This is a genomic window from Pseudophaeobacter arcticus DSM 23566 (assembly GCF_000473205.1).
Classification (GTDB): domain Bacteria; phylum Pseudomonadota; class Alphaproteobacteria; order Rhodobacterales; family Rhodobacteraceae; genus Pseudophaeobacter; species Pseudophaeobacter arcticus.
This window is the reverse complement of record NZ_AXBF01000006.1, coordinates 1-24,119: the sequence shown is the minus strand read 5'-3', so window position 1 is coordinate 24,119 and position 24,119 is coordinate 1. Positions and strand designations below refer to the sequence as shown.

The 24,119-nt window shown below is 62.6% G+C and carries 27 protein-coding genes; 19 read left to right on the top strand and 8 right to left on the bottom strand.

The window, feature by feature from the left end; translation table 11 throughout:
- Window positions 1-279 precede the first annotated feature (279 nt).
- Together ARCT_RS0102620 and ARCT_RS0102615 are read right to left on the bottom strand one after the other, a co-directional pair.
- Complete coding sequence (locus ARCT_RS0102620; protein ID WP_027238676.1) at window positions 280-909, bottom strand: FMN-dependent NADH-azoreductase; 630 nt, start codon at window positions 907-909, stop codon at window positions 280-282.
- Between the two features lie 26 nt (window positions 910-935).
- Complete coding sequence (locus ARCT_RS0102615; protein WP_027238675.1) at window positions 936-1,883, bottom strand: alpha/beta fold hydrolase; 948 nt, start codon at window positions 1,881-1,883, stop codon at window positions 936-938.
- A gap of 173 nt (window positions 1,884-2,056) precedes the next feature.
- Here ARCT_RS0102615 and ARCT_RS0102610 point away from each other — a divergent pair, with 173 nt between their 5' ends.
- The 8 genes from ARCT_RS0102610 (at window position 2,057) to istB (ending at window position 9,097) form a co-directional block, all read left to right on the top strand.
- Complete coding sequence (locus ARCT_RS0102610; protein WP_027238674.1) at window positions 2,057-2,686, top strand: CGNR zinc finger domain-containing protein; 630 nt, start codon at window positions 2,057-2,059, stop codon at window positions 2,684-2,686.
- 119 nt (window positions 2,687-2,805) lie between these two features.
- Window positions 2,806-3,207 (top strand): SRPBCC family protein, encoded by a 402-nt coding sequence (locus tag ARCT_RS0102605; protein ID WP_027238673.1) that lies wholly within the window; start codon window positions 2,806-2,808, stop codon window positions 3,205-3,207.
- Window positions 3,204-4,016 carry an RNA polymerase sigma factor gene (locus ARCT_RS0102600; protein WP_027238672.1) on the top strand — a complete coding sequence of 271 codons (813 nt, stop codon included), beginning with the start codon at window positions 3,204-3,206 and terminating at the stop codon, window positions 4,014-4,016. Before ARCT_RS0102605 ends, ARCT_RS0102600 begins: the two co-directional genes overlap by 4 nt.
- A gap of 223 nt (window positions 4,017-4,239) precedes the next feature.
- Entirely contained in the window at window positions 4,240-5,142 is a 903-nt protein-coding gene (locus tag ARCT_RS0102595; RefSeq protein ID WP_027238671.1) for a helix-turn-helix transcriptional regulator, read from the top strand.
- 155 nt (window positions 5,143-5,297) lie between these two features.
- Window positions 5,298-6,191, top strand: a complete 894-nt coding sequence (locus ARCT_RS0102590) for an SMP-30/gluconolactonase/LRE family protein (protein WP_161631282.1) — start codon at window positions 5,298-5,300, stop codon at window positions 6,189-6,191.
- Between the two features lie 19 nt (window positions 6,192-6,210).
- Complete coding sequence (locus ARCT_RS0102585; RefSeq protein WP_027238669.1) at window positions 6,211-6,504, top strand: DUF1330 domain-containing protein; 294 nt, start codon at window positions 6,211-6,213, stop codon at window positions 6,502-6,504.
- A gap of 282 nt (window positions 6,505-6,786) precedes the next feature.
- The gene (gene istA, locus ARCT_RS0102580; protein ID WP_027238668.1) at window positions 6,787-8,316 is read left to right on the top strand and encodes an IS21 family transposase; all 1,530 of its coding nucleotides are present in this window, start codon (window positions 6,787-6,789) and stop codon (window positions 8,314-8,316) included.
- Window positions 8,306-9,097 (top strand): IS21-like element helper ATPase IstB, encoded by a 792-nt coding sequence (gene istB / locus ARCT_RS0102575; protein ID WP_027238667.1) that lies wholly within the window; start codon window positions 8,306-8,308, stop codon window positions 9,095-9,097. Before istA ends, istB begins: the two co-directional genes overlap by 11 nt.
- A gap of 150 nt (window positions 9,098-9,247) precedes the next feature.
- Here the strand turns inward: istB and ARCT_RS0102570 are convergent, their stop codons facing one another.
- The 3 genes from ARCT_RS0102570 to ARCT_RS0102560 all read right to left on the bottom strand — a co-directional run bounded on the left by ARCT_RS0102570 (window position 9,248) and on the right by ARCT_RS0102560 (window position 11,813).
- A complete protein-coding gene (locus tag ARCT_RS0102570) occupies window positions 9,248-10,165 on the bottom strand; it encodes a nucleotidyl transferase AbiEii/AbiGii toxin family protein (RefSeq protein ID WP_027238666.1) in 918 nt (305 codons plus the stop codon).
- On the bottom strand, window positions 10,155-10,985 hold the full coding sequence (locus ARCT_RS0102565) for a type IV toxin-antitoxin system AbiEi family antitoxin domain-containing protein (RefSeq protein WP_027238665.1): 831 nt from the start codon (window positions 10,983-10,985) through the stop codon (window positions 10,155-10,157). The genes ARCT_RS0102570 and ARCT_RS0102565 overlap by 11 nt, the downstream gene beginning before the upstream one ends.
- Before the next feature lie 246 nt (window positions 10,986-11,231).
- A complete protein-coding gene (locus ARCT_RS0102560) occupies window positions 11,232-11,813 on the bottom strand; it encodes a plasmid pRiA4b ORF-3 family protein (RefSeq protein WP_240476206.1) in 582 nt (193 codons plus the stop codon).
- Window positions 11,814-12,182: 369 nt separating this feature from the next.
- Between ARCT_RS0102560 and ARCT_RS27790 the strand changes: the two genes are divergently transcribed.
- From ARCT_RS27790 to ARCT_RS0102530, 6 genes are all read left to right on the top strand, one after another.
- Window positions 12,183-12,452: a hypothetical protein gene (locus ARCT_RS27790; protein WP_027238663.1), complete on the top strand. Its 270-nt coding sequence runs from the start codon at window positions 12,183-12,185 to the stop codon at window positions 12,450-12,452.
- A gap of 288 nt (window positions 12,453-12,740) precedes the next feature.
- Window positions 12,741-13,079, top strand: coding sequence for a DUF736 domain-containing protein (locus ARCT_RS0102550; protein WP_027238662.1), 339 nt, complete (start codon window positions 12,741-12,743; stop codon window positions 13,077-13,079).
- 622 nt (window positions 13,080-13,701) lie between these two features.
- Entirely contained in the window at window positions 13,702-13,878 is a 177-nt protein-coding gene (locus ARCT_RS28315) for a hypothetical protein (protein WP_169731203.1), read from the top strand.
- Between the two features lie 401 nt (window positions 13,879-14,279).
- Window positions 14,280-14,900, top strand: coding sequence for a helix-turn-helix domain-containing protein (locus tag ARCT_RS0102540; RefSeq protein WP_027238660.1), 621 nt, complete (start codon window positions 14,280-14,282; stop codon window positions 14,898-14,900).
- Window positions 14,893-16,821 (top strand): relaxase/mobilization nuclease domain-containing protein, encoded by a 1,929-nt coding sequence (locus tag ARCT_RS0102535; RefSeq protein ID WP_027238659.1) that lies wholly within the window; start codon window positions 14,893-14,895, stop codon window positions 16,819-16,821. The genes ARCT_RS0102540 and ARCT_RS0102535 overlap by 8 nt, the downstream gene beginning before the upstream one ends.
- A gap of 16 nt (window positions 16,822-16,837) precedes the next feature.
- Window positions 16,838-18,751 carry a type IV secretory system conjugative DNA transfer family protein gene (locus ARCT_RS0102530; RefSeq protein WP_027238658.1) on the top strand — a complete coding sequence of 638 codons (1,914 nt, stop codon included), beginning with the start codon at window positions 16,838-16,840 and terminating at the stop codon, window positions 18,749-18,751.
- A 603-nt stretch (window positions 18,752-19,354) separates the two neighbouring features.
- On the opposite strand, the gene ARCT_RS0102525 is transcribed toward ARCT_RS0102530, so the two are convergent.
- From ARCT_RS0102525 to ARCT_RS0102515, 3 genes are all read right to left on the bottom strand, one after another.
- Complete coding sequence (locus ARCT_RS0102525) at window positions 19,355-19,903, bottom strand: carboxymuconolactone decarboxylase family protein (RefSeq protein ID WP_027238657.1); 549 nt, start codon at window positions 19,901-19,903, stop codon at window positions 19,355-19,357.
- A 28-nt stretch (window positions 19,904-19,931) separates the two neighbouring features.
- On the bottom strand, window positions 19,932-20,294 hold the full coding sequence (locus ARCT_RS0102520) for an SPW repeat domain-containing protein (RefSeq protein ID WP_027238656.1): 363 nt from the start codon (window positions 20,292-20,294) through the stop codon (window positions 19,932-19,934).
- 137 nt (window positions 20,295-20,431) lie between these two features.
- A complete protein-coding gene (locus ARCT_RS0102515) occupies window positions 20,432-21,388 on the bottom strand; it encodes an AraC family transcriptional regulator (protein ID WP_036784144.1) in 957 nt (318 codons plus the stop codon).
- 140 nt (window positions 21,389-21,528) lie between these two features.
- Between ARCT_RS0102515 and ARCT_RS0102510 the strand changes: the two genes are divergently transcribed.
- The 5 genes from ARCT_RS0102510 (at window position 21,529) to ARCT_RS0102490 (ending at window position 24,077) form a co-directional block, all read left to right on the top strand.
- Window positions 21,529-22,056, top strand: coding sequence for a DUF4142 domain-containing protein (locus ARCT_RS0102510; protein WP_027238654.1), 528 nt, complete (start codon window positions 21,529-21,531; stop codon window positions 22,054-22,056).
- A complete protein-coding gene (locus ARCT_RS0102505) occupies window positions 22,044-22,412 on the top strand; it encodes a cupredoxin domain-containing protein (RefSeq protein ID WP_051360503.1) in 369 nt (122 codons plus the stop codon). The genes ARCT_RS0102510 and ARCT_RS0102505 overlap by 13 nt, the downstream gene beginning before the upstream one ends.
- Window positions 22,413-22,486: 74 nt before the next feature.
- Window positions 22,487-23,179: a glutathione S-transferase family protein gene (locus ARCT_RS0102500; protein WP_027238652.1), complete on the top strand. Its 693-nt coding sequence runs from the start codon at window positions 22,487-22,489 to the stop codon at window positions 23,177-23,179.
- A complete protein-coding gene (locus ARCT_RS0102495; protein ID WP_027238651.1) occupies window positions 23,176-23,691 on the top strand; it encodes a GNAT family N-acetyltransferase in 516 nt (171 codons plus the stop codon). Before ARCT_RS0102500 ends, ARCT_RS0102495 begins: the two co-directional genes overlap by 4 nt.
- On the top strand, window positions 23,688-24,077 hold the full coding sequence (locus ARCT_RS0102490) for a VOC family protein (RefSeq protein ID WP_027238650.1): 390 nt from the start codon (window positions 23,688-23,690) through the stop codon (window positions 24,075-24,077). Before ARCT_RS0102495 ends, ARCT_RS0102490 begins: the two co-directional genes overlap by 4 nt.
- Window positions 24,078-24,119: the final 42 nt, after the last annotated feature.

The following is a 24,119-nucleotide window of genomic DNA, read 5'->3' as shown; positions in this document are numbered from 1 at the left end:
ATTTGGCAGGAGCGCCGAATTCTGGCAGCAAAATACAACTGCCAGATTTTCGGGTTTTTCAACACAATCGGCGGAAAGCGGCCCCGGAGGCTGCTGCACTGCAGACGCAGCAAACCAGTAATAGCGGTCGTTCGTGACGAAGCCCCGTGACAAGACCCCGGGGATGCATGGGCGTCACCTTGGTACATTGATGCCGTCGGGGGGGACACATCGTCAAAACCGCGCGACTGCCCCGGCACCGCCCCGGCGCAAAGATGCGCCGGGGCCATTCTTTTGCGATCACGCCTGACGCAGATGCAGATCCCGTGCGCGATCGAGCGCCTTCATCTGGTCCCCGGTCGGGTCTGCCGTCAGCAGCGAGGGCTGGAACCGCACGGTTTCGATCTTGGCCACCCCGATGAAATCGAGCCACCAGTCCAAATAGGTCGAATGGTGATCGGTGCCGTATTTGGCGTGTGCCCCCGGCGCATAGACCCCGGAGGTATAGAACACCCGCGCCGACTTGCCGCGCAGCAAGCCGCTGTAACCGGCCTCGGGATCGAAGCCGAAGAGCAGGCCGGGCTGGGTGATGATGTCGATATATTGCTTGAGCTTGTAGGGGATGCCGCCGTTCCACATCGGCACCGAGAGCACATATTCATCCGCCTCGATAAACCGGTTCGTGACGGTGACCACCTGGTCCCAGGCGCTTTGGCGCGGCGCGTCCATATCGCCCACGCCGAAGAAGGTCATCTTTGCCGCCGCCTTGTCGCCGTCGAATTCGGGCAGATCGGCGCGCCACAGATCGAGCCGGTCGATGCGGATCTCCGGCTGCGCCGCCTGCCGCGCCGCAAGATAGGCCTCGGCCAGCTTGCCGGATTGCGACATCGCACCGCGCGGCGAAGCCGCAATATAGAGAATCTTGGTCATTGGCTTGGTCCTTTGGGTTGGGGTAATCACTGGGTGAAGGTGTCGCGGATCGCGGCGCCGATCTCCGGGGCGTGGGTTTCCAGAGCGAAATGGCCGGCGTCGAGAAGCCGCGTCTCGGCATTGGGCAGCAGCTTTTGCAGGCCGGTCACGGCATCCATGGTGAAGAACGGGTCATTCGTGCCCCAGACGATCAGCGTGCGCGGTTGCGCGCTGGCCAGATAGGCCTGCCAGGCGGGGTAGGCGGCGACGTTGTCACGATAGTTCCACAGATACTCAAGCTGGATGGCATCGTTGCCCGGGCGGTCCAACCCGGCCTGATCGACGACCCAGGCATCGGGGCTCAACCTGTCGCGTCTTGTGCTGCCCTGCTCGTATTGCCAGCGCGTCGTCTCGGGCGCGAGGAACGCGCGGACCGGCGCCTCGGTTTCGGGCGTGCGCTCGCTCCAGTACGGGGAGAGCTGCGCCACCACCTCCGAGGACCAGCCTTCGGCATGCACGGTGGCGTTCTGGAACACAAGGCCCGCGATGCGATCCGGATGAGAGACAGCAAGCCGCATGCCCACCGGACCGCCGTAGTCCTGCATATAGAGCGTGTAGTCCTCGAGCCCGAGAGCCTCGGTAAAGGCGTTCATGGTCTCGGCCAGGGTGGCGAAGTCATAATCATAGTGCTCTGCCGCCGGCGCCGAAGACTGGCCGAAGCCGGGGTAGTCGGGGGCAATGACGTGATAGCTGCCCGCGATTTCCGGGATCAGGTCGCGAAACATATGCGACGATGCGGGGAAGCCATGCAGCAACAGCATGACGGGCGCATCCGGCGGTCCGGCCTCGCGGTAGGCGATCGAGAGGCCGCCAACGTCCGCGCTGCGGTAGCTCACAGGCCAGGAAGCGGGGTCGCCCGCGACGGCGGCAGAGGCGAAGAGGGGCAGCGCAAGGGCTGCCGCAATGGAGAAGCGGCTCGAGGAAGATCGGGTCATGTTACACCGTTGATTGAGGTTCAAGGCTGGTTCGGTGATCCTTTGGTAACCGTCAAAAATAATTTTATACAGTTACTTTATTGTGATGGGGCGCACGGAGTCGTAACTGGTGAAATGCGCTGAAACCGGTTATCAAGGCGAATCGCAGCCTTGCCTCGCAGACGGAGGAGCAGATGACCGAAGGCACAAGACCGGCGCCGTTCTTCATCGGCGAGAGCCCGGCGCTCGATTTCCTGAACAGTGTCGCGATGCCGCGCTCCGTGCGCTACGACTGGCTGGAGACCGGCCCCGATCTGTTGGACTGGCTTGTCGCGGCGAGGCTTGCCTCGGAGGTGGAGCTGGCCCCGTTCCGCGCGGCGGCCGCCGCGCCTGCACTGGAACAGGCCCGGCAGCAGATCGTGGCCTTCCGCGAACGGCTCCGGCCCTTCGTCGCACAGGCCAGCGATAGCGGGTTAAGCGATGCGCGCCACCCCGTGATTGCCGAGATCAACGAGATCCTCGCGCGCGGCGCGCGGTTCTTGCAGATCGCCCCCGCCCCCGCCGCAGAGCCCGGCGGCGACCGTGCGCGCCCCTTTATCCTGACCGACAGGCACCCGCTGACCGCCCCGCGCGATCTGATCGTCAGGATCGCCGCAGCCGCTGCGCGCCTGATCGCCGAGGCGGATTTCCACTATGTGCGGAATTGCGAGGGGCCAAGCTGCACGCTTTACTTCCTCGACATTAGCAAGAACCACAAGCGTCGCTGGTGCTCGATGGAGGTCTGCGGCAACCGGGCCAAGGCGGCCGCCCATCGCAGGCGTTGACCGGCGCGCAGGCCCCGCCGCAAGATTACCGGACTTTCTTTGTCACAGACTCGCTTGCCCCCGCCTCTTTCTTGACATGCGGTTGGGACTGGCCCGGCGCAAATCAGCGAGGACGCAAGATGAAAACCCATGACGTGCAATCCATCAGCATCGCAAGACCCCGCGCGGAGGTGTTCGCCTATATCGCGAACCCGGCGAACCTGCCCGAATGGACCAACGCGTTCAAATCCGCAGACACGGAGCGCGCCGAACTGGTGACCCCGAACGGTTCGGTTCCAATCCAGTTGGAAACTCGCGCTTCTGCCGAGCATGGCACGATCGACTGGATCATGACCTTCCCGGATGGCTCGATCGGCGCGGCCTATTCCCGGGTGACCGAGGATACGGGAGATAGCGCGATCTATTCCTTCGTTCTGATGGCTCCGCCGGTGCCGCTCGAGGCGCTGGAAGGCGCTTTGGAGGAGCAGAAAAAGACACTCGCGACCGAGTTGGTGTCGCTGCGCAAGCGGCTCGAAGTATGATCCATCTGGACCCGGACCAGGTGAGCGCCGCGCGGCAAGGGGACCGCGCGGCGCTGGCATCCGTGGTGAAGTCCCTCCAGGGCCCGGTCTTAAGGCTCGCGCTGCGGATGCTGGCGCATCCTGCAGATGCCGAGGACGCCACGCAGGAAATCCTGATCCAGATCATCACCCATCTCGGAACGGTCCGCGACGACCGGGCCGCCGGGGGCTGGGCGCTGAAGGTCGCCACGCGGCACCTTGTCGGGATGCGCAAGCGCAGCCGAGTGGAGGCGATGCGGATGAGTTTCAAGGATTTTGCTGACGATCTGGAACATGGATTGGTCGACGCCGAGGGCGATCAAGCCGAAAGCGCGATCACGGCTATCGCGATTGAGGAGATCAAGGTTGGCTGCACGCTGGCGATGCTGACCTGCCTCAGTCGCAGCCTGCGCATCGCCTATGTCTTGGGCGACATTTTCGAGATGTCCGACAGCGAGGCGGCGGAGGCGCTCGAGATTTCCGCCACAGCCTATCGGCAAAGGCTGAGCCGAGCCCGGCAGGAGGTCACGCGCTTCGTCAAGACCCATTGCGGGATAGTGGCGCAAACCGCGGCCTGCAGATGTGAGAAACGCCTGACGGCGGCACGGGCGAGCGGCCGGATCACCTTGGGCGCTCCGGCGTTCCCGCTGACCTCGCCGGCCTGCGACATCCGCGACCTGCGGCGGCGGATCAGGACATTGGAAGAGGGGCGCAGGGCGGCCGCGCTCATTCGCTCGAACCCGGATTTTCCGACCAATGTCGGCGATCTGATCCTGGAGGCGATGAAGTAACGCCGCCAAGGGACGGCTTCCACGCCAGTCGGTCTGATTGCTCGAACGCTGGCGGCGTGCCTCCTCCAAGGCTGCGCGGCGGCTTGGCGCGCGCGGGGGAGGGGCACCGCGCCTGCCCGCATTCGGCCAATTCTGCGCCTCAGACGGCCAAGGGCAAGTTTTGATCCCGGATTGCGCGTTGAGCTGATACAGAGGACTGTCGCACAGACAAGGACGCCCGGAGATGAACAAACAGCCCCTCCTGTCACGGCTAGAGAGATCGATCACCACCGCCTTTCTGTCCGGTCAGACAGCGCGGGGGGTCTGGATCAATGGCTGCCAACAGGCGCAGACCATTACCAGGATGGATATCTCCGCCCCGATGCTGATGTTCCCGATCATTGGGCTCAAGAGGGTCGTCGCGGATCGGCAGACCTATGTTGCACATCCCGGGCAGGTTCTGATGCTCCCCAAGGGCGTGCGATGTGATGTCGAGAACATTCCAGACCGTGGGCAAAGCCGGTTTCTGGGCGCATCGCTGGTCTTTGACCGGCAAACCATGGACCTGTTCGGCAAGGTCTATTCCGATGGGCAGAAGGACTGGGATCTGACACCGAAGTGGAAGGCCGCCGGGTCAGAAGAGCTTTTCGCCATCGTCGCGGACTGGATCACACATGACCAGACCTATCCCTCAGACCTGACCCAGACCCGCCACCGGCTCGTCGAGATCCTCCTGATCCTTGCGCGGCAGGGTCTGGCCGGAAACCTTCTGATCTCTGGCGGGGAAACTCTGTCAGAGCGGATCACCCAACACTTCAGGACCGATCTGTCGTACGATTGGTCCATGAAGGATCTGACCCGGATCCTTGCGGTGAGCGAGCGGACCCTTCGCCGCCGACTGCAGTCCGAGAACACCGGCTTTCGTGATCTGCTGGAGGATACGCGGCTCAATCAAGGGGTAGAGCGGGTCATCTCCTCTGACATGCCGATCGGACAGATCGCTTTTGAGTGCGGTTACCAATCGCAATCGCGCTTTGCCGAACGGTTCCGCCTGCGTTTCTCCATGAGTCCGACCGAGTTGCGTGCGACGCAAGGGCGGCCGATGGGCGAACTTGTGACCCTGAACCCGCAGCGCGCGCGCAATTGACCGTTTGCGGCGCGCCCTTGACCATCCGCAGCGCGAAAGCCCCCCGTATATAGCCCAAGTCTTGTCCAGCAACTCTGGAAAGGACCTCTGAGATGTTCTCCCCCAAACCCCTCCTGCTCGCTGGCGCTGTAATCGCTGTCTTGCCTGCCTTGGCGATGGCAGAAACCGAAATTCTCCTGCCCGATGCCGCATTCGCGCCGGAAGGCATCTCGCATGACGCCGCGGGCAACCTCTATGTCGGCAGCCTGACCCAGGGACGGATCCTCAAGATTTCGGCCAGGCGGAGCATCTCTGAATTCGCGCCTGCCGGGGCAAATGGCCTTGTCAGTGTCGTCGGGGTCCATGTCGCGGGCGACCAAGCCTATGCCTGTTCGTCCGATCCGGGCGTCAGCGCATTGACGGGAACCGCTGTCCCGGCACTGACCGCCTTCGGCACGCAAACCGGCGCGCCCGCGGGCCGATACCCGCTGCCCGAGGGGGGCATGTTCTGCAACGACATCGCCGCCTTGCCCGATGGCACGATCCTGGTCACCGACAGCTTTGTGCCCCGCATCTATGCCCTGGCCCCCGGCGCGGATCGGCTGGACATCTGGCTCGACGACGCCCGCTTTGTAGGCGAAGGCTTCAACCTGAACGGAATTGCCTATGATGACGGGGCGGTTTTCGTCGCACGCTACAACACCGGCACGTTGCATCGGATCGCGCTGGACGCAGAGGGGCGGGCCGGGGTGATCACGGATCTGACGATGTCAACGGAGATCCATGGCGCGGACGGTCTGACGGCGCTAGGCGGTGGCAGGTTTCTGATTGTCGAAGGCGGAGGATTGTCTGCGGGCGCGCGCGGTGCCCTGTGGGGCGCCACCGTTTCGGGCGCTCAGGCGAAGCTCGAGGTGATCGCAGAGAATCTGAACGTCCCGACGACGGCGACGGTCATCGGCCAGACGGCCTATGTCGTCGAAGGTCAGCTCGACCATCTGTTCGACCCGACGGCAGGTGCGGCCGATCCCTACCGCATCCTTGCGATCGAACTGCCCGCAGAATTTCGATAATCCCAAAAAGGAATTAGCCATGACAACGCATGTGATCGTGCTCTCGAAACCGGACCCCGCCAAGGCGGACGGTGCCAGACGCTACGCGGACGCGGTCCAGCCCCTGCTGAAGGCCGCAGGCGTCGTCCCGACGCTGCGCGCGCCCGTTGCGGCGAGCGTGGCGGGCAAGGCCACTCCGGCCACGGTGTTGGTTCTGGAGTTTACCGATGAAGCCGCGGCGAGAGGGTTCTTTGATCAGCCAGCCTATCGGGACCTGATCCCGCTGCGAGACGACAGCTTTGTCCATATGGAAATCCATATTCTGGGCGGCTGAGCGATGATTGCGGCCCCGGCCTGTCACCGGACGGCGCCCGAACCCGGCCACACCGAGCGGTGCCCGCACAAGCGCGTAACGCAACTGTGAGGGTGCCTTCTCTTTCAATTAATAAGAGACTGGTCTATTCTCAACTCGTGAGCAGCCGGAGATCCCGAAATGGCACGACTGTTGATTGTCACTGAGAACTGACCCGGTATGCCGATAAATTGTCACTGAGAATTGACCCATGTGAACACACTGCCCCGACGGTTTTCGTTGGGGGGATTGGGAGTGATAGACATGGGATTTTTGAGTGTCATCAGACGCTGGGCATTGCGTGACAAGATGCCAATCAGAGAGATTGCCCGTCGGACGGGTTTGTCTCGAAATACGATCAAGAAGTACCTGCGCGAAGGCGCGGTAGAGCCAAGATTCAAGAGGCCCAAGCGTGCAAGCAAACTGGACCCCTATGCGGATCGGTTGTCTGCGTGGCTTTTGATCCAAACACGCAAGTCGCGGAAAGAACGGCGAACCTTGAAGCAGATGCACGCGGATCTGGTGAAGTTGGGGTATGACGGATCTTATGAACGCGTGGCGGCTTTTGCACGAGCCTGGCGTGATGATCGGCATCGTGCTGAACAGACGACAGGGCGGGGCACTTTTGTACCTTTGGTGTTCCAGCCAGGGGAAGCCTTTCAATTCGATTGGAGCGAAGACTGGGGCAATATCGGTGGTGAGCGGGTCAAGCTTCAGGTCGCTCATATCAAGCTGTCACATAGCCGAGCCTTCTTGGTCCGCGCTTATCCGCTGCAAACCCATGAGATGTTATTCGACGCCCATTGGCATGCATTCCGCGTGTTTGGTGGTGTGCCGGGCCGTGGCATCTACGATAACATGAAGACGGCCGTAGACCGCGTTGGGAAAGGTAAGCAGCGCGACATCAACGCACGCTTCAAAGCGATGGCCAGCCACTACGTGTTTGAGCCTGAGTTTTGCAATCCAGCCGCAGGGTGGGAGAAGGGTCAGGTTGAGAAGAACGTGCAGGATGCACGCAATCGCATGTGGCAGGTCATGCCGGTCTTTGCCGATCTGGAAGAACTGAATCAGTGGCTCGAAGGTCGCTGCATCGCGCTTTGGACAGAGACGCCGCATAAAGCTCTGCCAGGCTCCATCGCCGACGCGTGGGATGCCGAGAGACCCATGCTGATGGCCCTGCCGCCAGCATTCGACGGCTTCATAGAACACAGCAAACGTGTATCACCTACATGTCTGATCACTTTTGAACGGAACCGCTACAGCGTGCCTGCCAGCTTTGCGAACCGCCGTGTGAGCCTGCATGTTTATCCAAAAAAGCTGGTCATCGTGGCTGAAGGGCAAACGATTTGTGAGCATGTACGGATTATTGAGCGGTCACATCGCAAGCCCGGCAAGGTCGTCTATGACTGGCGACACTATCTGGCTGTTATCCAACGCAAACCGGGCGCACTTCGCAACGGGGCACCCTTCACGGAGATGCCCGCAGTCTTCCGCCAACTCCAAGATCACATGCTACGCAAGGACGGCGGCGACCGGGAAATGGTCGATGTCCTGTCGTTGGTTTTGCAACACAATGAAGAGGATGTTTTGCGGTCAGTGGAGCTGGCACTCGAAGCCGGCGTTCCCACCAAGACGCACATCCTAAACCTGCTCCACCGATTGATCGACCGCAAATTGACGGATCACCCAGAGATCGACCCGCCAGACGCATTGGCCCTGCAAATAACGCCAGAGGCCAACGTAGATCGCTATGACGGCCTGAGGCAGGCCGGGGAGAAACACCATGCGTCATGACCCAGCAGGAGCATCCATCGTAATCATGTTGCGCAGCCTCAAGCTCTACGGCATGGCAAACGCGGTCGAAGACCTGGTCGCCCAAGGTGCGCCGGCGTTCGGAGCCGCAACCCCGATGTTGTCACAACTGCTCAAAGCTGAGATCGCGGAGCGCGAGGTGCGTTCAATCGCCTACCATACGAAAGTGGCGCGCTTCCCTGCATACAAGGACCTTACAGGCTTCGACTTCTCTTCAAGCGAGATCAATGAAGCCACTGTGCGGCAGCTGCACCGATGCGAGTTCGTTGAAAGCGCAGAGAATGTCGTGCTGATCGGCGGTCCAGGAACGGGCAAAAGCCACACAGCAACAGCAATCGGCGTCCAAGCCATCGAACACCACAGGCGCAAGGTACGCTTCTTCTCGACCGTAGAATTGGTCAATGCATTGGAGCAGGAAAAGGCGCTCGGCAAGGCAGGGAAACTGGCTGAGACGCTAACGAAAGTCGACTTGGTTATCTTGGACGAGCTCGGTTACTTGCCATTCAGCGCGTCTGGAGGTGCGCTTCTATTCCATCTGCTCAGCAAATTGTATGAGCGCACCAGCGTGATCATAACCACCAACCTCAGCTTCTCAGAATGGGCGCAGGTCTTCGGAGATGCCAAGATGACCACTGCGCTCCTCGATAGGCTCACACACCGCTGTCACATTCTGGAAACCGGAAACGACAGCTACCGCTTCAAAGCCAGCTCTGAGGCTGCAAAGAAAACAGGAAAGGAGACCGCAACATTGACCACATCATAAACTACAGCGCATAACTGAAGGTGGGTCAAATCTCGGTGAAAATACCGGGTCAGTTCTCAGTGACAATCAACATAAGGGGGTCATTTTTGGACGCCGATCACCCCTCTACGGGGTCAAAATTGCATGCCGGTTCACATTTCTGATCCATCTTCAGCCGAGTAGTTTCTCTAGCTCTTCCCCTTGGGCGGCATGCTTCTTGGGGTTATCTGCTTTCAGCTTGTTCACGTTGATGAGCTTCCATCTGACCGCTGGAAGCTCGGCCGCTTGAGGGCGGTCGATCGCGTCGAAGTCGGGATCGCCTTCATGCAGGGTTCTCAGAAACCTTTTCGCGTCCACATCCATGCGGGATTGGATGTCCCCGATCAGGCGGTCGCGCGTTGCAATCAATTCCGTAAGGTTGACCGCTTCCTTCGTCATGCCCTCGAATTCCCGGGCATAGGGCTGATCCAGATCGATCAGGTTTGGGTTCAGAAGTTCGTGCGGCGGGCGGGGTGAACTCGCAATGTAGATCAGAAAAGTACGGAACAACTCGTCGGTAAACCCTTCATTCTCGTAGAGGAGCTTGACGTCGTAGAGGTCTCGCGGGTGCTGGCGATCGAGGGCCGCATGTAGCTTACCGCCGAACAAATCTTCGAAAGCGACGATGTTCATCGTCGCATATCCGAACTCCTGCTCGACGGCTTCGGAGACTTCACGTTGTTCCGGATCATGCACGACGCCCCGGGTAACGGGGGAGGTTTCGATTTTGATTTCGGCTGCGCCGAGGCGTGCGAGCGCACGCGTGGCGCCGCCGCCACCGCCGGCAATGCGCTGCGCTTTGGCGCCGGTGATGCCGCCTTCGATGGCGGCGGCAATCCGGTCCATCGCGTCGTTGATCTCGACGAGGCTTTCGGCGCGGTCCTTGACAGGCAGATAGGTCAGATCGATATCGACTGAGAGGCGCGGAAGGTCGCGATAGAAGAGGTTGATGGCCGTCCCGCCCTTGAGCGCAAATATCTCCTCCTTCGCGACATATGGAAGTACCCGCACGAGCAGGGCCACTTGGGCGGCATAGTCTTCACGCGCCATCACCACGTTCCTTTCTTGCAAACTCTTCGGGCACCATGATCCTGTAGCGCGGATGTATCTTGCCACCTTTGACCAATGCGCGATCCCCGCTGCCGAGGTCGAACTCTTCCGGATCGAGACGCTTGCGCCAGGCATGGTCGTGGCGGTCGGCAAAGACGAAGAACAGGCGTTTGACCTTGATCTTCTTGCAGCTTCTGAGCAGTGCCGAGAGGGTTCTCGGGCGCAATGTCGTCAGGCTTTCGAACGCCATGTCGAGGGTGTGAAAGCTCTCCTGATCCGGCAACTCGTCCAGCGCCTCAAAGATCGCGCGTTCCGGTGAGGACATCACCAGTTTCCAGTCCCACGGCAGGGACGATACTGTCTCTCCTTGATTATCTCGCGCGTCATCGACACCCAACTCCGGGTCGGAGAACAGCGATACGCTGCGTGTGCGGAGTTCGGTGTTGAGCGGCAGTTTTTCGAGCCAGTTGGGGATTTTTGAGCCGTAGAGCCAGACTGTGCTCTTGTCGCCGAGGGAGAGATAGTGCGCATAGCCTTGCAGGCTCAATGCCGTCACCCCGCCGATATGGACAGGGTAGTGCATGATGTGCTGGAGCGAGAGCAGGCAGGTCTTCCAGTCGAGGGTGTTCGTGGTGGCGCTGCTTGGTGAGGGGCGGCGGAAGACGCCGCGGCCAAGGCGTTCCAGCCAGCCGCGTTGGACATAGGCGTAGGACGAACGCCGGCCTATCCCGTGGTGCTCAAGCCAGACCGAGTCCACGAGGAACCCCGCGGGGACAGCCTCAAGAAGGTTCTTTAGTTTTTCGTGTTCTTGTCCGCTCATAGGCGACACAATGATATATTTTTAAAGAGATCGCCACTTGTTTCTTTGAAAACCTGTGAGATAGTCCACCAAGGATCGACAAACTCTGAAATTCTCAAAGAGACTGGTGGCTGTCAGCTCTGAAGCTCACCAGCAAAGCAGGGCGTGGGTGCCCTAGATTGGCCGAGGAGACGCTCGGCCATTCGGATCGAAAAGTTGAAGCTTTGTGCCCATGGCGAAGCCGCTGCGCCAAACCAGAGCCAGGTTTCACTTTCGATTGTGGCGTTCTTTTGCCCATACAAACATCGCACCGACGGCAGCATTGGCTTGCTGCACGCTGAACACTTCCGGTTCGAACGCGCCCGCCCATTGCTTTGTATCACGATGTTCCGGGTGGTGTTTGTCGGTCAGCGCGTCGAGAAACTCTTCATAAGAGTAGGGCCCGCCACTATCCTCTGGCGGACATGCGCGCTCTCCTGCCACACAGGCGGGAAAGTCCTGATCTGGCCTTCCGGTTGGTTTTCCAACCTTTTCGACAGTGACGAGGTGTCGCCAACCATCGCCGAAATCGTAAGTGTATGTGAACTGACTGCCATTCTTGACCAGCTCTCCAAGAGTAAACCTCTTCTCGTCCTTCCGGCCATCGTCAGGATCCCAGCTGTCGTCACTTTCGTCGCGGGCCTCGAACCTGTCCTCGCCAATCTCGAACTCATGCAAATGATAGTCTTGCCACGGCATAGCGCCCTGAAGAACGGAATGCAGGATGTCCAAGCTGATGTCATTCGGCACGAGGATACGGCGCCAGATGGGTGGTTTGATGCCAACCAGTTCGATTTTCAGCTCAATCAAAGTGTGTTCCGCCTGTCTCAATGGCCCTACCGTTGAAGTAACTTTCGATTTTTAGGCTGGCGCATTCAAGGGGAACCTTGGCCCCTCCTGCCCTTTGGTCAGGACCGCGCCCTACTCGGTCAGCTGCGCGCAGCCGCCCTCCCCGAGCTGAAACGCCGCCTCTCCCTGCGACGTGCTGCTGGCCGAGCAGTCTCCTCCGGAGCCAGCCCGCCAGCCGTCGCATGGTCGTGGCAACGCTTCATCTCGGCCGTTCCGGTTACGGTCGCTGGGGCGGGGCGGGTCGCCTCAATGGTCTCGTCCACCGCGCCTCAGCCGGTGTTGGTCCTCGCTTTGCCGAACATGCTGTTCAGCCATCATTGGCCGTAAACGATGTTCGACGCCCGCGGGATTGCTTTGGCAGCAGCTGGCAGAGGGCCGGTGATCAGTGCGATGCAAGAAATCGCAAACGATTGGGCTGCCGAAGAGGGGTTGTTCGAAATCGGGATGAACCGCGCGCGGTGCAGATGCCTCGACGGTCTGCTTGAAATCGCTCTGCCTGATGGCACCGCACGCAACCAGCTCGCCATGGATGCGCGAGGTTGCGCCACGTTGGGCAAGGCTCAGCAACGCGCGAACCCGTCCGACTGCGGTTTGTGGTGAGAGGGCAGAAAAGACACCGCCCCCGGCAGTTCCATCGGCTGTTCACCTGGGTTTCCTTCGCGGCCACCGCGCTTCTCCCGATGTCTGAGTTGCATGACATGCTGGTCGCAGCTGTCGTCGCGTCCACAAAGGTTGTCGCCGATCTTTTTCCCCTGACCCTGCGGGTCATTCCGCGCGGACCAAAAAGACCGGCGCCTGCCCCTCTCCGCTACGCTTCGCCTTCGGTGTGGCCGGGCCTTGGCCAGCTGCAAGGTGACCATCATTGCAACGCAAACAAGGAGAAGAGCAATGACCACAAACTGCATCAAATTCACCAGCGCCGACATCGAAACCGCCAAGGGCACAGGCTCCATCTCGACCCTGACCTTCGACCTCGACATCACGGTCGAACCCGTCGCGAGCGCGAACCCGATGGCCCCCACGCACCGCGTCCTCGGCCGCTCTCCGCGTGGCAAGCTGGTCGAGTGCGGCGGCATCTGGAAGAAGCAGAACAAGGAGACCGGCGCCGACTACTACACGCTGACCATCCGCGACCACGGCTTCAACGCCAACCTTGGCAAGGCCGCGAACCAGGACGATCTGTCCCTGCAGGCCGTCATCCCCTGGGGTCCCAAAGACGCCGCCTAAGCCGAAGGCCAGGCCGCTCCGGCGGTCTGGCTATTTCTCGTTCCTGGCAAGTAGCCCTCGCCCGACGCACTATCGGTGTCCGAAGGATGCGGCATATTTCGGAAGCGGATAGTCGGACTGGATAGGTCGCTGACTCGGCTTCTATCTTTCTGCTCAGTGACAACGTGCATAGCGCGAACCCGAGCCTGAACCGAATTTCCGCAGGGAGAACAGGCAGCCCACAGAGCGAGGCCAGCGCACCCCTTCTCTCATTCGAGCAACCCGCGCCTGGGTCGTGTTGGCGAAGCTCCCAGGGGCGCCGAACTCACACTGTGCCGCGAGGGTGCAAACCGCAGATCTCCGTCATGCATCCAAGGGCAACGTCTCACGCCAGGGCCACCGCCGCGCGCCTTTCCGTCGACCTGTTGGCCTTAGAGATCGCTAGCCCGGGGTCGAGCGGTCGGCAACGCCGAGGGCAGGTTTCTGGACGGCTTGCGCCTTGAGCGCTGCGGGGCATCGCTCACAACAAACCTGCCCTCGGCGTGCTCCATTTCATTCCGCCCCGTGCCGGGTGCAGCCCGCCCTCATGCCCCCGGTCTTTTCCACGATCCGTCCAACGACGATCAACGGAAAGGATCACACCATGACACTCGAACAATCCATCGACCTCGCAGAACTGCAAGCCGACATGGCCTTCGAGGCCTACCTCGCCGCCTTCGATGATGACGCCCATCCCGAGACCCTCGACAGCCTCGAGACCGAGGCTCTGATCGCCCGCAGCCGCTTCGACGACCAGCGCAATCAGGGACTGGGTCACTGACCCAGATACCCCTGCGGGTCTTCGGATCCGCAGGGGGCTGACGCTGTTTCGTTCAAGTTCTTGACGCCCTAGCCGGGCGTGACCTGCGCCATCCCGCGCGGCCCGTTTTCGTGCTCTTGGCGCCCGAGCCGTGATCGGCTCGGACTGCTCGTCCTTGCGTGCTGCTCCAGCACAAGGTTCAGCAGATTTTTTCGACCAGATTGCCGCGCATCGATGAGGACTGCGCCCGTTCCATGCCGCGCTGCGGAGCAGTCTTCAGTGCACCCTATTGCTAGCAAAAAGACACAACACGCTAAACGTAATATTGCGCAATGTGATGTATTGAAGTATAAGCGAAGGAGAGAAGAAAGACGTTGGCAGGATATGTCCAATGTTTACACATTTTGTCCGAGGGGTCTGTGATGGGCCGAGCCCGCAAAAATCTGACGCTAGAGGCGCGCATCGAAGTCGCGCGGCGCTTCGCGGCGGGCGAAAGCGCGAAGGACCTGGCAGCGGCGTTCGGCATCTCTCCGCGCCATGTGAACCGGCTCGCGAAAGAGGAGGCGGGCGAGGGGATCGCGGTGCGCGATCCGAGCGAGACAGTGGCGTTCCGGGCCAGTCAGTCTGAGCTTGCAGCGTTCGATGCCGAGTGGCGCGAACGGGGCTATGTCAACAGGTCCCAGGCGTTGAATGCGGTGCTGCGCGGGCGGTGCGGGTTCCTCGATGTGCCGCGTGATCTGGTCGCGGAATTCTGCGCCGCATGGCGTCAAGCGAAGGATGTGAGCGACGCCGGATTGGCGCTCGCCAAGGCGGTCCATCGTGGTCGGCTGGAGGTCTCGGAGGCGGATCGCGCGGTGCTGATCGAACTGCTCGATCTGGCGCAGTCCATGAGCCGTGAGATGGGCCGAATGAAGGATGCGGCGCAGGCGCTGCGTCATCAGGAGTGGCCGCAAAAGGAAGAAGGGCAGGGGGCGAAGAGCGCGGTTCTGGAGGATGGTCCGCGCGCGATCGAATGCGGATTGAGGCTGGTCAGGAATGGCTGATCCCCTCGCCCTCTACGCCTCGGTCATGGGCCGGCTCTGGGAGGATGAGCGCATCCGGGGCCAGGCCGCGGCGCGGATCGACGCGCGGCTGGCGGGGCGTCGGCAGGGTCGCAGTTTCGCGCGCGTCGGCTCGATGTCGGCGCGCAATGCGCTGAAGGCGGCGTCGGGTCAGAGCCGGGCGGCGGTGTTCAAACGGATCCGGGCCGGAGGCTGCAAGACGCAGGCATCCCTCGGGGCGCAGATTTCCTACATCAACGACAAGGCGGTCTACACCTACTCGACGATGACCAACGCGCTGACGGACGCAGTGGTCCTGACGGACGAGCAGAAAGAGGACATCATTGAGGATTGGGCGGAGACCTGGCGCGGCTCGACCAAGCTCGGCTTCACCTCGCACATGCTGCTGTCCTTCCCGACCGACGTGACGGTCGACCAGGTGCGCGACATCGCGATGGACTGGACGGAGCATTTCTTCGAGAGCGGCGAATACGGTGATCAATGGGACTACGTCCTCGCGGTGCATGACGACCGGGCGCACAAACACGCCCATATCATCCTGAACAATCGCGGCGTCGAGGAGGGCACCTGGTTTTCGTGTTGGGCCGAGGGCGTGATGTCGCCGCAGCTGATGCGCGAGAAGCAGGCCGAGATCGCGGAAAGATACGGCGTGATGCTCGACGCCACCACCCGGCTCGAGCGCGGCATCTTTGAGAAGCCTGCGGGTATCGAGGAAATCTACCGCGCCAAGGAAGAAGCCCGCCTGCCGCGTGAGATTGTCATGTCGGCCCAGGAATCTGCCATCGCGCAGGCCCAGGTGGTGGGCTTCGCCAAGGACTACAAGAACCTCGCCGACTTGCTGGACCGGATGGACCAGCGCCACATGGCACGTGCGGTCCGCGGCATGGCGGACGGGCTTGGCTCCGGCACGCCGTGGAACTTCACCGAAGGAGAGATAGACATGAAGGACATCAAGACCGTCGGTGACGCGATCGACTATTCCGAGCGCACGATCGAGGCGCTGAGGCTCAAGGCCGAGGAACTGGATCCGGCCGAGCGCGCCGCTTTTGAAGCCAAGGCCGCGCCGATCATCGCGGATCTCTCGCAGATGGTGCCAGACCCGGAGCTACGGGCGCGGTTCGGCAAGCAGCTCGAGGAACCCTATCCGCCGGGGGCGGGCAGCGAGGTGCTGATTGCCGCACTGCAGTCCGGCAATAACGAAGGGCTGCGCGACGTGCTCGAGCGCGCCGAGGAGGCAGGCATGGACAGCGAGGAACTGGTAGCCCGGATCGCGGCGGGTGGCACGCGGAACTACGGCATGGCACAGGACTGGGTCGAGCGGGACATGAACGCGGTTCTGGCGAAAGACGGTCTGAGCGTAGAAACCGCCACTGACGACCAACTGGATGCAGCCCTAGAAAAGGTCGACAGCGTGATGGACGCGCTGATGGAACGCGCCAAGGAGATGGGAGTCGAGATCGGTCGGACCCTCGCGGACGAAGAACAGGAGATCCTGCCGCTGATCGATGAAGACGACCGGACGCCAAATCCCTACCTGCAGGACCTCGCCGATATGCTGCGGGACGGCAAGCTCACCGAGGAGCAGGAAGAGGTTGTCGAGCGGACCCTGCAATCCGCGCTCTTCAAAGAGTTGGGCGAGGAAGGCTTGGCCGAACTCCGCCGTGGAAACTACGAGGTGCTGGACGCAGCCCTGCCGAGCAAGCTCGACCAGATCACCGTCACGCAGGAATTCCTCGAGATGACCTTCGAGGAAACGGGCGACCAGGTCTTCACCGACCGCGCCGCCGGGTTGCAGCAGGACAAGGCGACCGAGGTCGCGCGGTTGCGCGGTCCGCAGGAAGCGCAGGAGTTGGGCCGTGATCTTGGCCGCGACCGCGGTCTCGATGACGAGATGGAATTCTAAGGGGGAGATGACCACCATGACCAAGACACTTCCCCTCTGGGCTGCGCTTCTTTTCGGTGTGATCTGCGGCGCCATCATAGGCACCATCGTTGCCGCCTTCTACCTGACCCTGGCCCTGAAAACCGGGTTTCAGAGTTTCGACATGCTGGCGCTCTGGAAGGCCAGCGCAGGCACGCGCGCGGCGCATCCCGAGGCCTTCAAGGTGGGGTTTGGTGCCGTCGGCTTCGGAGCCATCGGCCTCGGCGCCCTGGCGCTGGCCTGGACCTGGAAGAAGGAGCGGGACGACTACGGTTCCGCCCATTGGCAGACCAAGGCAGAGCTGAAGAAGAACGACATGCTGCAGGCCCCGGGCAAGGGCTTTGTCTGCGGCAAGCTTGGTTCCCCGACGTCCAAGGCAGAGTTCATCTCCTCGACCACGATCCCGCATGTGATGATGGTCGCGCCCACCCGCGCCGGTAAGGGCGTGGGTTTCGTGATCCCGAACCTTCTGAGCTTCGCGGGCTCGGTCGTGGTGCTCGACGTGAAGGGCGAGAACTTCGAGAAGACCGCGCGGCTCCGGGCGCTGAACGGGGACGAGGTCTATCGCTTCAGCCCCTTCGATTGGGCCAACGCCACACACCGCTACAACCCGCTCGCGCGGATCGCCAAGGCACCGAGCTTTGCGCAGCGTTTCACCGAGGTGTCGATCCTCGCCGACCTTTTCCTCGACAAGGACAACAAGACCCTCGACACCTTCTCCGAGGCGGGCAAGTCGATCTTTGTCGCGGCCTGCCTGCTGGCGATCCAGCGCGGCACGCCGAACCTCGGCGAGGTGAACAGGATCGTCGCCGGGGGCGAATACAAGAACGCGCAATACAAGACCTATGCAGACGAGGCCGAGGAAGACATCCTGCGCGAGCTCTGGACCAACGCTGCTTCGGCCTCGTCGCGGCTGCTGACCTCGAACATCCAGGCGCTGATGACCGCCGGTCTCAAGCAATGGGACAACCCGGCGGTGCGCTCGGCCACCGAGGCGAGCGACTTTGATTTCTCGACCTTCCGGAAAACCCCGCAGTCGCTCTATATCGCGGTCTCCGAGGATCATATCGCGACGCTGGCGCCGCTCCTGCGCCTGATGTTCGCCGACCTCATCGCGTCGATCCGCCTGAACGAGCCGGGCCCGGATGAGCCCTGGCCCGTCATGATGATGATCGACGAGTTCCAGCAGATGGGGGCCATGCCCTATCTCGAGCGCGCGATCCATTCGCTGGCGAGCTACGGCGGCCGGGTTGCGATGATTGCGCAGTCACTGGCCTCGCTTGACCGGATCTACGGGCCCGAGGGCCGCGAAAGCCTCGAGAACGGGGCAGGGCTGAAGCTCTACATCACGCCTCGCGACCAGCGCACCGTGAAGGAGGTCTCCGCCGCCGTCGGCAGCACGACCCGCGAGGCGGTCACCAGGATGTATGGGCGTAACAAAGGTTTCCTCGGCGCGACCTCGACCTCGGCACGGCTGGAAGAACGGCCTCTGCTTTCCGAGACGGAAGCGCGCCTCATGGATCCCGACGAGGTGATCATCCTCGCCTCGCCCCAGCATCCGATCAAGGCGAGCCGGATCAAGTATTACGACGATCCCTTCTTCAAGGAGATGCTGGCCCGCCAGGAGGGCAAGCCGTTCCCCTATCCGCCGAGTGTGCAGGGCGTGGGGCCCTGGGGCGGTGACGGTGGTGACGAAGCCGGCGCGGATGAGCCGTTGAAACCAGTCGAACGCGCGCCTGTCCGGGATCGCTCGCAGCGTCGCGAAGCGCGCGCTATGAGCGTGAGGACAATGGAGGCCGGGCGCGGGCAGCCTGAGCCCGAGACGCTCGAGCGGGAAGCGGCCGTGCCGAAGGAATGGGAGGCGGTGTTGGATGCGCGGGAGGATTTCATTGAGGAGTTGTTGGGAGGGTGAGGGTGAATACGCTTTTGGATCGACCTGTTCGCGGCAGTCTAGTGTGTCAGTTCAGATGACGGATGGTGGCGATTCAACCATGATTTCAAAAATTTCGGCGATGTCGTTTGCAGCGCATGCTTAAGTTTTGATCGAGCGATTTCGCGCTGGGTCACGGATACTTCGGTGCGCTGGCAGAGATTGGACTCTTCGGCGCCTCAAAATGTTCTCCGGGGACGAGCAATTGATGATGACAGGTTCGCGGTCATGTCCGTGCAGTGCGGCCAAGGAGTTGACTTCGCTGCCGGATGGATCCGCCTACGCTGAGATTCTGAGCTATTATTCTGTGATGCGGGAGCAGGCGCGTTCGTGCCGATTAGGCAGCTCACTGAGCACAGCGCGACAGGTCTTGAGCGATACAAAAGAGAAGCGGGCATCGCGGGGACAAAGGTGCGGCAGCCTTGTCTCGTTTTCTGCTTGCATCGGTCGGGAGCCTTGGCAGCAACTTGGAAAGTTCACGCCTGATACGAGAAATATGTTGTTCTTGTTGTGAAAATTCGATCCCCACGGATGTCCGTAGAGGCGGCGGCCGCGCGTCTCGCGGCCGCCGCGTACTGGCACCGCTCAGGCGGCGGCCTTGCCGGCCGAGACCACCGGGAAGTCGATGTCGGTGGCCGCGACATGGTTGAGGTAGTTGGTGAAGATGTTCGCCACCACGTTCGCAACCGTCTCGACGATGTCGGCCTCGGTCAGTCCAGCAGCCCGTGCGGCATCGAGGTCTGCGTCCTCGATCATCCCCTTTGCGGCCACGATGGCGACCGCAAGCCTCAGGATTGCCGCCATGCGCGGGGTTTCCGCTCGGCCGGCGAGATGCGCCTTCACCGCCTCGGGTGCGACTTTCAGTCCGGCCGAGATCGCGGAATGCGCCGAGGCGCAGTAGTCGCAGGCGTTGGCGCCGGCAACGGCCAGCGCGATCGCCTCGCGGGTGCGGGCGTCGAAGCTGCCGCGTCCAAGCGATTCGCCGAGTCCGAGAAGCCCGGCAAGCACTGCCGGCTGGTTCGCGGCGACCCGGTAGAGGTTCGGCACCATGCCGATCTTGCCCTTGATGGCTGTGAAGAGCGCGGCGGCCTCAGGGGTGGCGGCAGAGTCGGAAATCTGGGTGATACGAGCCATTGGATTGTCCTTTCGATATGCAGGGGGATCAGGCCGCGACCATCGCGGTTTCGGGTTTCGAGAGGCCGATGACCGCGACGACGGCGGCGCCGTTCAGCCAGTAGTAGGCGGCATCGAGCCCGGAAAAGCCGAGCGCGAAGGGCAGGATCAGGAACAGGACGCCGACCGCCAGATCGACGGCGAGGTGCAGCTTGTAGGGCAGCACGCGGATCACGCCGAGGTGGTGGTCGGTGAACACGGTCAGCAGGAAGGCCGCGACGCCCACGATCGGCGAGATCGTGAGGGCGAGCGGATTTGAGGCACCGAGCCCGAGCAGGAACGGCAGGGCGATGAGGGCGAGCGCGACGGGGTAGTCGAGCCAGGCATGGATGGTCTTGGTGACGAAGCGCATGGCGCAGGGTCCTTTCGGTTGGGGATCAAACGACGAGCGACGCCGCCGTGGCCTCCAACCTAAGGGTACCGGTGCGGACGATGAATTTCAGATAGTCCATATAGTATTGCAGATCGTCCGAGAACTCGGACGCTGCACTATGCTGCCTCGTGTCGCGCGATGCCGGACTGCCGGAAGGCGGCGGGCGACACGCCGATCTCCTTCTTGAAGACCCGGCTGAAGGCGGATTCCGACGCGTAGCCCGAGACTTCCGCCGCCTCAGCCACCGAGAGCCCCCGCGCTGCGAGCGCCTCGCGCGCGATCTGCATCCGCCAGGAGGTGACATAGGCCATCGGCGTCACGCCGAGTCGGTCCGAGAACCGCTCGGCAAAGCCTGTCCGTGACAGCCCCGCCTCACGGGCGAGGCTGGCAACCGTCCAGTCGGCGGTCGGCGCACGGTGAAACGCGGTCAGCGCCCGCGCCAGATGGGGGTCGGCAAAACCAGCCACGCCACAGTCCGTCTCGTGCTCCGCCTCGATATGGGCACGGATCGCTTGGGCGAAGATCGCCTCGGACATCTTCAGAGCGATCAGATCGCCGCCGAGCCGTGCGCCGCCGGCTTCGGCCCCGATGACCTTGAGCGTGGCTTCAAGCCAGGGGCCAGCCTCCTCTCCATAGCCGCGTAAGTGGATAAAGGGGGGCAAGCGGTCGAACAGCAGATGCCGTGACCCTTCGGCCAGCGCGAAGTGCCCGCAGATCAGCTGCGTATCGCGCGGGCTCTCGCCGCCGCCCCAGACCAGCGTGCCGTGACCCGGAAACCCGGAGCGGGACAGCACGTCGTCCAGCGGCAACGCCTCGTCGGGTCCGGTGTGGCGGCAACTGAGGACATGGGCCGCCCCGTGGGGAATCACGATCAGGTCGCCCTGCGCCAGGTGCACGGGGACCTGCGCCCCCGCTAAACGCACCAGCGCCTCGCCCCGATGGGCAAAGTGGAAACGCGCCACGTCGCGGAAGGCGGGCACGCGGACGCCCCAGGGTTCCATGAAGCTCGTACGGAAATAGAGCGTACCACGAAGCGAAAGGCGGGTGAGGATGTCACTGAGCAGGTCCAACATGGCTAAGAGTTTATCAGCAATTTCAGGCACGTCCAGCTCATAGGACGATCTCGCATGAATTCCGGACTTTCCGGCATTCAAACGCCGGATGATCTCGGGCAGATCGGTGACATTCAAACCACCAACCCGGAGACACTCCCATGAAGACCTTGACCCTTGCCATTGGATTCGCCCTCGCCACGACTGGCTTCGCCGCTCAGGCGGACGAGCCGATGAACGACCTCGAGATCGCCCACACGGCCTATACGGCGGGCGGGCTCGACATCCGCTACGCGCATCTGGCGCTGGCGGTTTCCGAGAACGAGGCGGTGCGCGAATTCGCCCAGACGATGATCCGCGACCACAGCGCCGTCAACGAGGCGGCGGGCGCGCTGATCGCCGAACTGCAGGTGACGCCGCAGGACAACGGGCTGTCGCAGGCGCTGGTCGAGGGTGCGGCCGCCAAGCGGGCCGAACTGATGGCCCTGACCGGCAATGCGTTCGATTGCGCCTATGCGGCCAACGAGCTCGGCTATCATCAGGTCGTCAACAAGACCGTCGCCGAAAGCTTCATCCCCGTCGTCACGGTGGAGCCGCTGAAGGCGCTGCTCGAGGACGCGCTGGTGACCTTCAAGGCGCACGAGCAGCACGCGGAGAACATGGTCGCGGGGCTGACGTGCGCGGGCTGACGCCCCTGACCCGGCGCGGGTTCGGCCGGGGGCTGGGCGCGGCCCTGTCCCTGGCCGGGCTGCCGGGGCTTGCGCGGGCCCATGACGGCACGCACGAGGTCGAGGTGCGCATCGCCAGCTTCGCCTTCGATCCGGCTAGCGTCGAAGTCCTTGTGGGCGACAGCATCACCTGGACGAACGCCGATCTTGCGCCGCACACCGCCACGGCCGAGGACGGAAGCTGGGATACCGGCACGCTGGAAAAGGGCGGCCGCGCACGCATCACGTTCGACGCGCCCGGCGACTATTCCTACTTCTGCGCCTATCACCCCCACATGAAAGGAACCGTCACCGTCCGGACCCGGTCCGGCGCCTGACGCACGCACGGGCCGCCCTCTGTTCCCCAGACACCCCCAGGGCGGCCTGCGCGCCATTTCCAGAGGCGAATAGAATGACACAGTCCATCACACTCGTCAGCCACGCGCTGTGCCCTTACGTCCAACGCATCGCCATCGCGCTTTCCGAAAAGGGTGTGGCGCACGAGCGCGTCACCGTCGATCTGGCGAACAAGCCCGGCTGGTTTCTGGCATTGTCACCGCTCGGGCGGACGCCGGTCCTGAAGGTCGGCGAGGCGGCGCTGTTTGAATCCGCCGCGATCCTCGAATTCCTCGAGGACACGCTGCCCCAGCCGCTGCATCCCGCCGACCCGGTCGAGCGCGCACGGCACCGCGCGTGGATCGGCTTCGCCTCGGAATGCCTGAACGACATCGCCGGGTTCTACACCGCCCCCGATTCCGGGACGCTCGAGCGAAAGGCCGCGGCGCTCCACGCCCGGTTCCGGGTGATGGAAGGCCAGCTTCGCCCCGGTCCCTGGTTCGCCGGAGAGCAATTCAGCCTGGTCGATGCGGTCTTCGCGCCGGTCTTCCGCTACTTCGACACCTTCGACCGGATTGCCGACTTCGGCGTCTTCGATGGGCTGTCGGGGATGGCCGAATGGCGTCGCGCATTGGCCGAGAGGCCTTCGGTGCGGAACGCGGTCACGGCGGAGTATCCCGAAAGGCTGGCCGACTTCCTGCGCCGCAGGGACAGCGCGCTGTCGCGGATGATGGAGCTGTCCTGCCTCACGCTCCGGCAAACGGCATGATCGGCGCCGTCCCCGCCCTCCGCTTCGCGCGGCTGACCGACGTGCCACTTGAGGACCTCGTCGCGCACATGTCGGATCCGCGTCTGCGCGCGCACATGCCATTGCTGACCGGCAACTGGGGCGAGGCGGAGGCGCGGGCCTTCGTGGCGGCCAAAGAGGCGGCTTGGGCGCGCGACGGTCTCGGCCACTGGGCCTTCCTGGCCGGAAAACGGTATGTCGGCTGGGGTGGCTTCCAGAAGGAAGACGCGGAATGGGACTTTGGCCTCGTGTTGCGGCCGCGGGATTTCGGGCTTGGCCAGCGGATCACGCATGCGGCGCTCGACTTCGCGCGCGCCGATCCGCGCATCCCCTTCGTCACCTTCCTCCTGCCGCCTTCGCGCCGCAACCTCGGTGCGCTGCACCGGATAGGGGCGCAGTCTGTCGGCCGGCAGGACCACTCCGGCGCGACATTCCTGAAATTTCGTCTCGACACACCGTTGATCAACCAGCGTTCACAAGGAGAGTTCCCATGACCACCATCGACGATCTCAGCCTCGGGGTTGCCGACGTGCCTGCGGCGCGCGCCTTCTATGGCCGCGTTCTGGACGTCCTCGGCAAGCGCTGCCTCGCGGAAGGAGACGGGTTCGCCGCCTTCGGACGTGACCGCGTAGCCTTTCTGCTCCTGACTCCCTTCAATGGAGGATTGGCCTCCGCGGGCAACGGCGCTCACGTCGCCTTCGCAGCGCCGGATCGCGAGGCGGTCGCAAAGGCCCATGCCGCCGGGCTCGACGCCGGGGCCAGTGACGAGGGCGCACCGGGAGAGCGTGCCGCCTATCCGATGCCCGGCGTCTTAGCCGCCTATCTGCGCGATCCCTGGGGCAACAAGATCGAACTGGTCCATGGCGGATTCAGCGCCTGATCACGGCCCGGCCGAGATCGAACGGCTGCGCACGCAAGTCGC

Bases quoted from the DNA above. Each gene is read 5' to 3' on its own strand.
- ARCT_RS0102620 (WP_027238676.1), bottom strand. From the start codon at position 909: ATGACCAAGATTCTCTATATTGCGGCTTCGCCGCGCGGTGCGATGTCG.
- ARCT_RS0102615 (WP_027238675.1), bottom strand. From the start codon at position 1,883: ATGACCCGATCTTCCTCGAGCCGCTTCTCCATTGCGGCAGCCCTTGCG.
- ARCT_RS0102610 (WP_027238674.1), top strand. From the start codon at position 2,057: ATGACCGAAGGCACAAGACCGGCGCCGTTCTTCATCGGCGAGAGCCCG.
- ARCT_RS0102605 (WP_027238673.1), top strand. From the start codon at position 2,806: ATGAAAACCCATGACGTGCAATCCATCAGCATCGCAAGACCCCGCGCG.
- ARCT_RS0102600 (WP_027238672.1), top strand. From the start codon at position 3,204: ATGATCCATCTGGACCCGGACCAGGTGAGCGCCGCGCGGCAAGGGGAC.
- ARCT_RS0102595 (WP_027238671.1), top strand. From the start codon at position 4,240: ATGAACAAACAGCCCCTCCTGTCACGGCTAGAGAGATCGATCACCACC.
- ARCT_RS0102590 (WP_161631282.1), top strand. From the start codon at position 5,298: ATGGCAGAAACCGAAATTCTCCTGCCCGATGCCGCATTCGCGCCGGAA.
- ARCT_RS0102585 (WP_027238669.1), top strand. From the start codon at position 6,211: ATGACAACGCATGTGATCGTGCTCTCGAAACCGGACCCCGCCAAGGCG.
- istA (WP_027238668.1), top strand. From the start codon at position 6,787: ATGGGATTTTTGAGTGTCATCAGACGCTGGGCATTGCGTGACAAGATG.
- istB (WP_027238667.1), top strand. From the start codon at position 8,306: ATGCGTCATGACCCAGCAGGAGCATCCATCGTAATCATGTTGCGCAGC.
- ARCT_RS0102570 (WP_027238666.1), bottom strand. From the start codon at position 10,165: ATGGCGCGTGAAGACTATGCCGCCCAAGTGGCCCTGCTCGTGCGGGTA.
- ARCT_RS0102565 (WP_027238665.1), bottom strand. From the start codon at position 10,985: ATGAGCGGACAAGAACACGAAAAACTAAAGAACCTTCTTGAGGCTGTC.
- ARCT_RS27790 (WP_027238663.1), top strand. From the start codon at position 12,183: ATGTTCGACGCCCGCGGGATTGCTTTGGCAGCAGCTGGCAGAGGGCCG.
- ARCT_RS0102550 (WP_027238662.1), top strand. From the start codon at position 12,741: ATGACCACAAACTGCATCAAATTCACCAGCGCCGACATCGAAACCGCC.
- ARCT_RS28315 (WP_169731203.1), top strand. From the start codon at position 13,702: ATGACACTCGAACAATCCATCGACCTCGCAGAACTGCAAGCCGACATG.
- ARCT_RS0102540 (WP_027238660.1), top strand. From the start codon at position 14,280: ATGGGCCGAGCCCGCAAAAATCTGACGCTAGAGGCGCGCATCGAAGTC.
- ARCT_RS0102535 (WP_027238659.1), top strand. From the start codon at position 14,893: ATGGCTGATCCCCTCGCCCTCTACGCCTCGGTCATGGGCCGGCTCTGG.
- ARCT_RS0102530 (WP_027238658.1), top strand. From the start codon at position 16,838: ATGACCAAGACACTTCCCCTCTGGGCTGCGCTTCTTTTCGGTGTGATC.
- ARCT_RS0102525 (WP_027238657.1), bottom strand. From the start codon at position 19,903: ATGGCTCGTATCACCCAGATTTCCGACTCTGCCGCCACCCCTGAGGCC.
- ARCT_RS0102520 (WP_027238656.1), bottom strand. From the start codon at position 20,294: ATGCGCTTCGTCACCAAGACCATCCATGCCTGGCTCGACTACCCCGTC.
- ARCT_RS0102515 (WP_036784144.1), bottom strand. From the start codon at position 21,388: ATGTTGGACCTGCTCAGTGACATCCTCACCCGCCTTTCGCTTCGTGGT.
- ARCT_RS0102510 (WP_027238654.1), top strand. From the start codon at position 21,529: ATGAAGACCTTGACCCTTGCCATTGGATTCGCCCTCGCCACGACTGGC.
- ARCT_RS0102500 (WP_027238652.1), top strand. From the start codon at position 22,487: ATGACACAGTCCATCACACTCGTCAGCCACGCGCTGTGCCCTTACGTC.
- ARCT_RS0102495 (WP_027238651.1), top strand. From the start codon at position 23,176: ATGATCGGCGCCGTCCCCGCCCTCCGCTTCGCGCGGCTGACCGACGTG.
- ARCT_RS0102490 (WP_027238650.1), top strand. From the start codon at position 23,688: ATGACCACCATCGACGATCTCAGCCTCGGGGTTGCCGACGTGCCTGCG.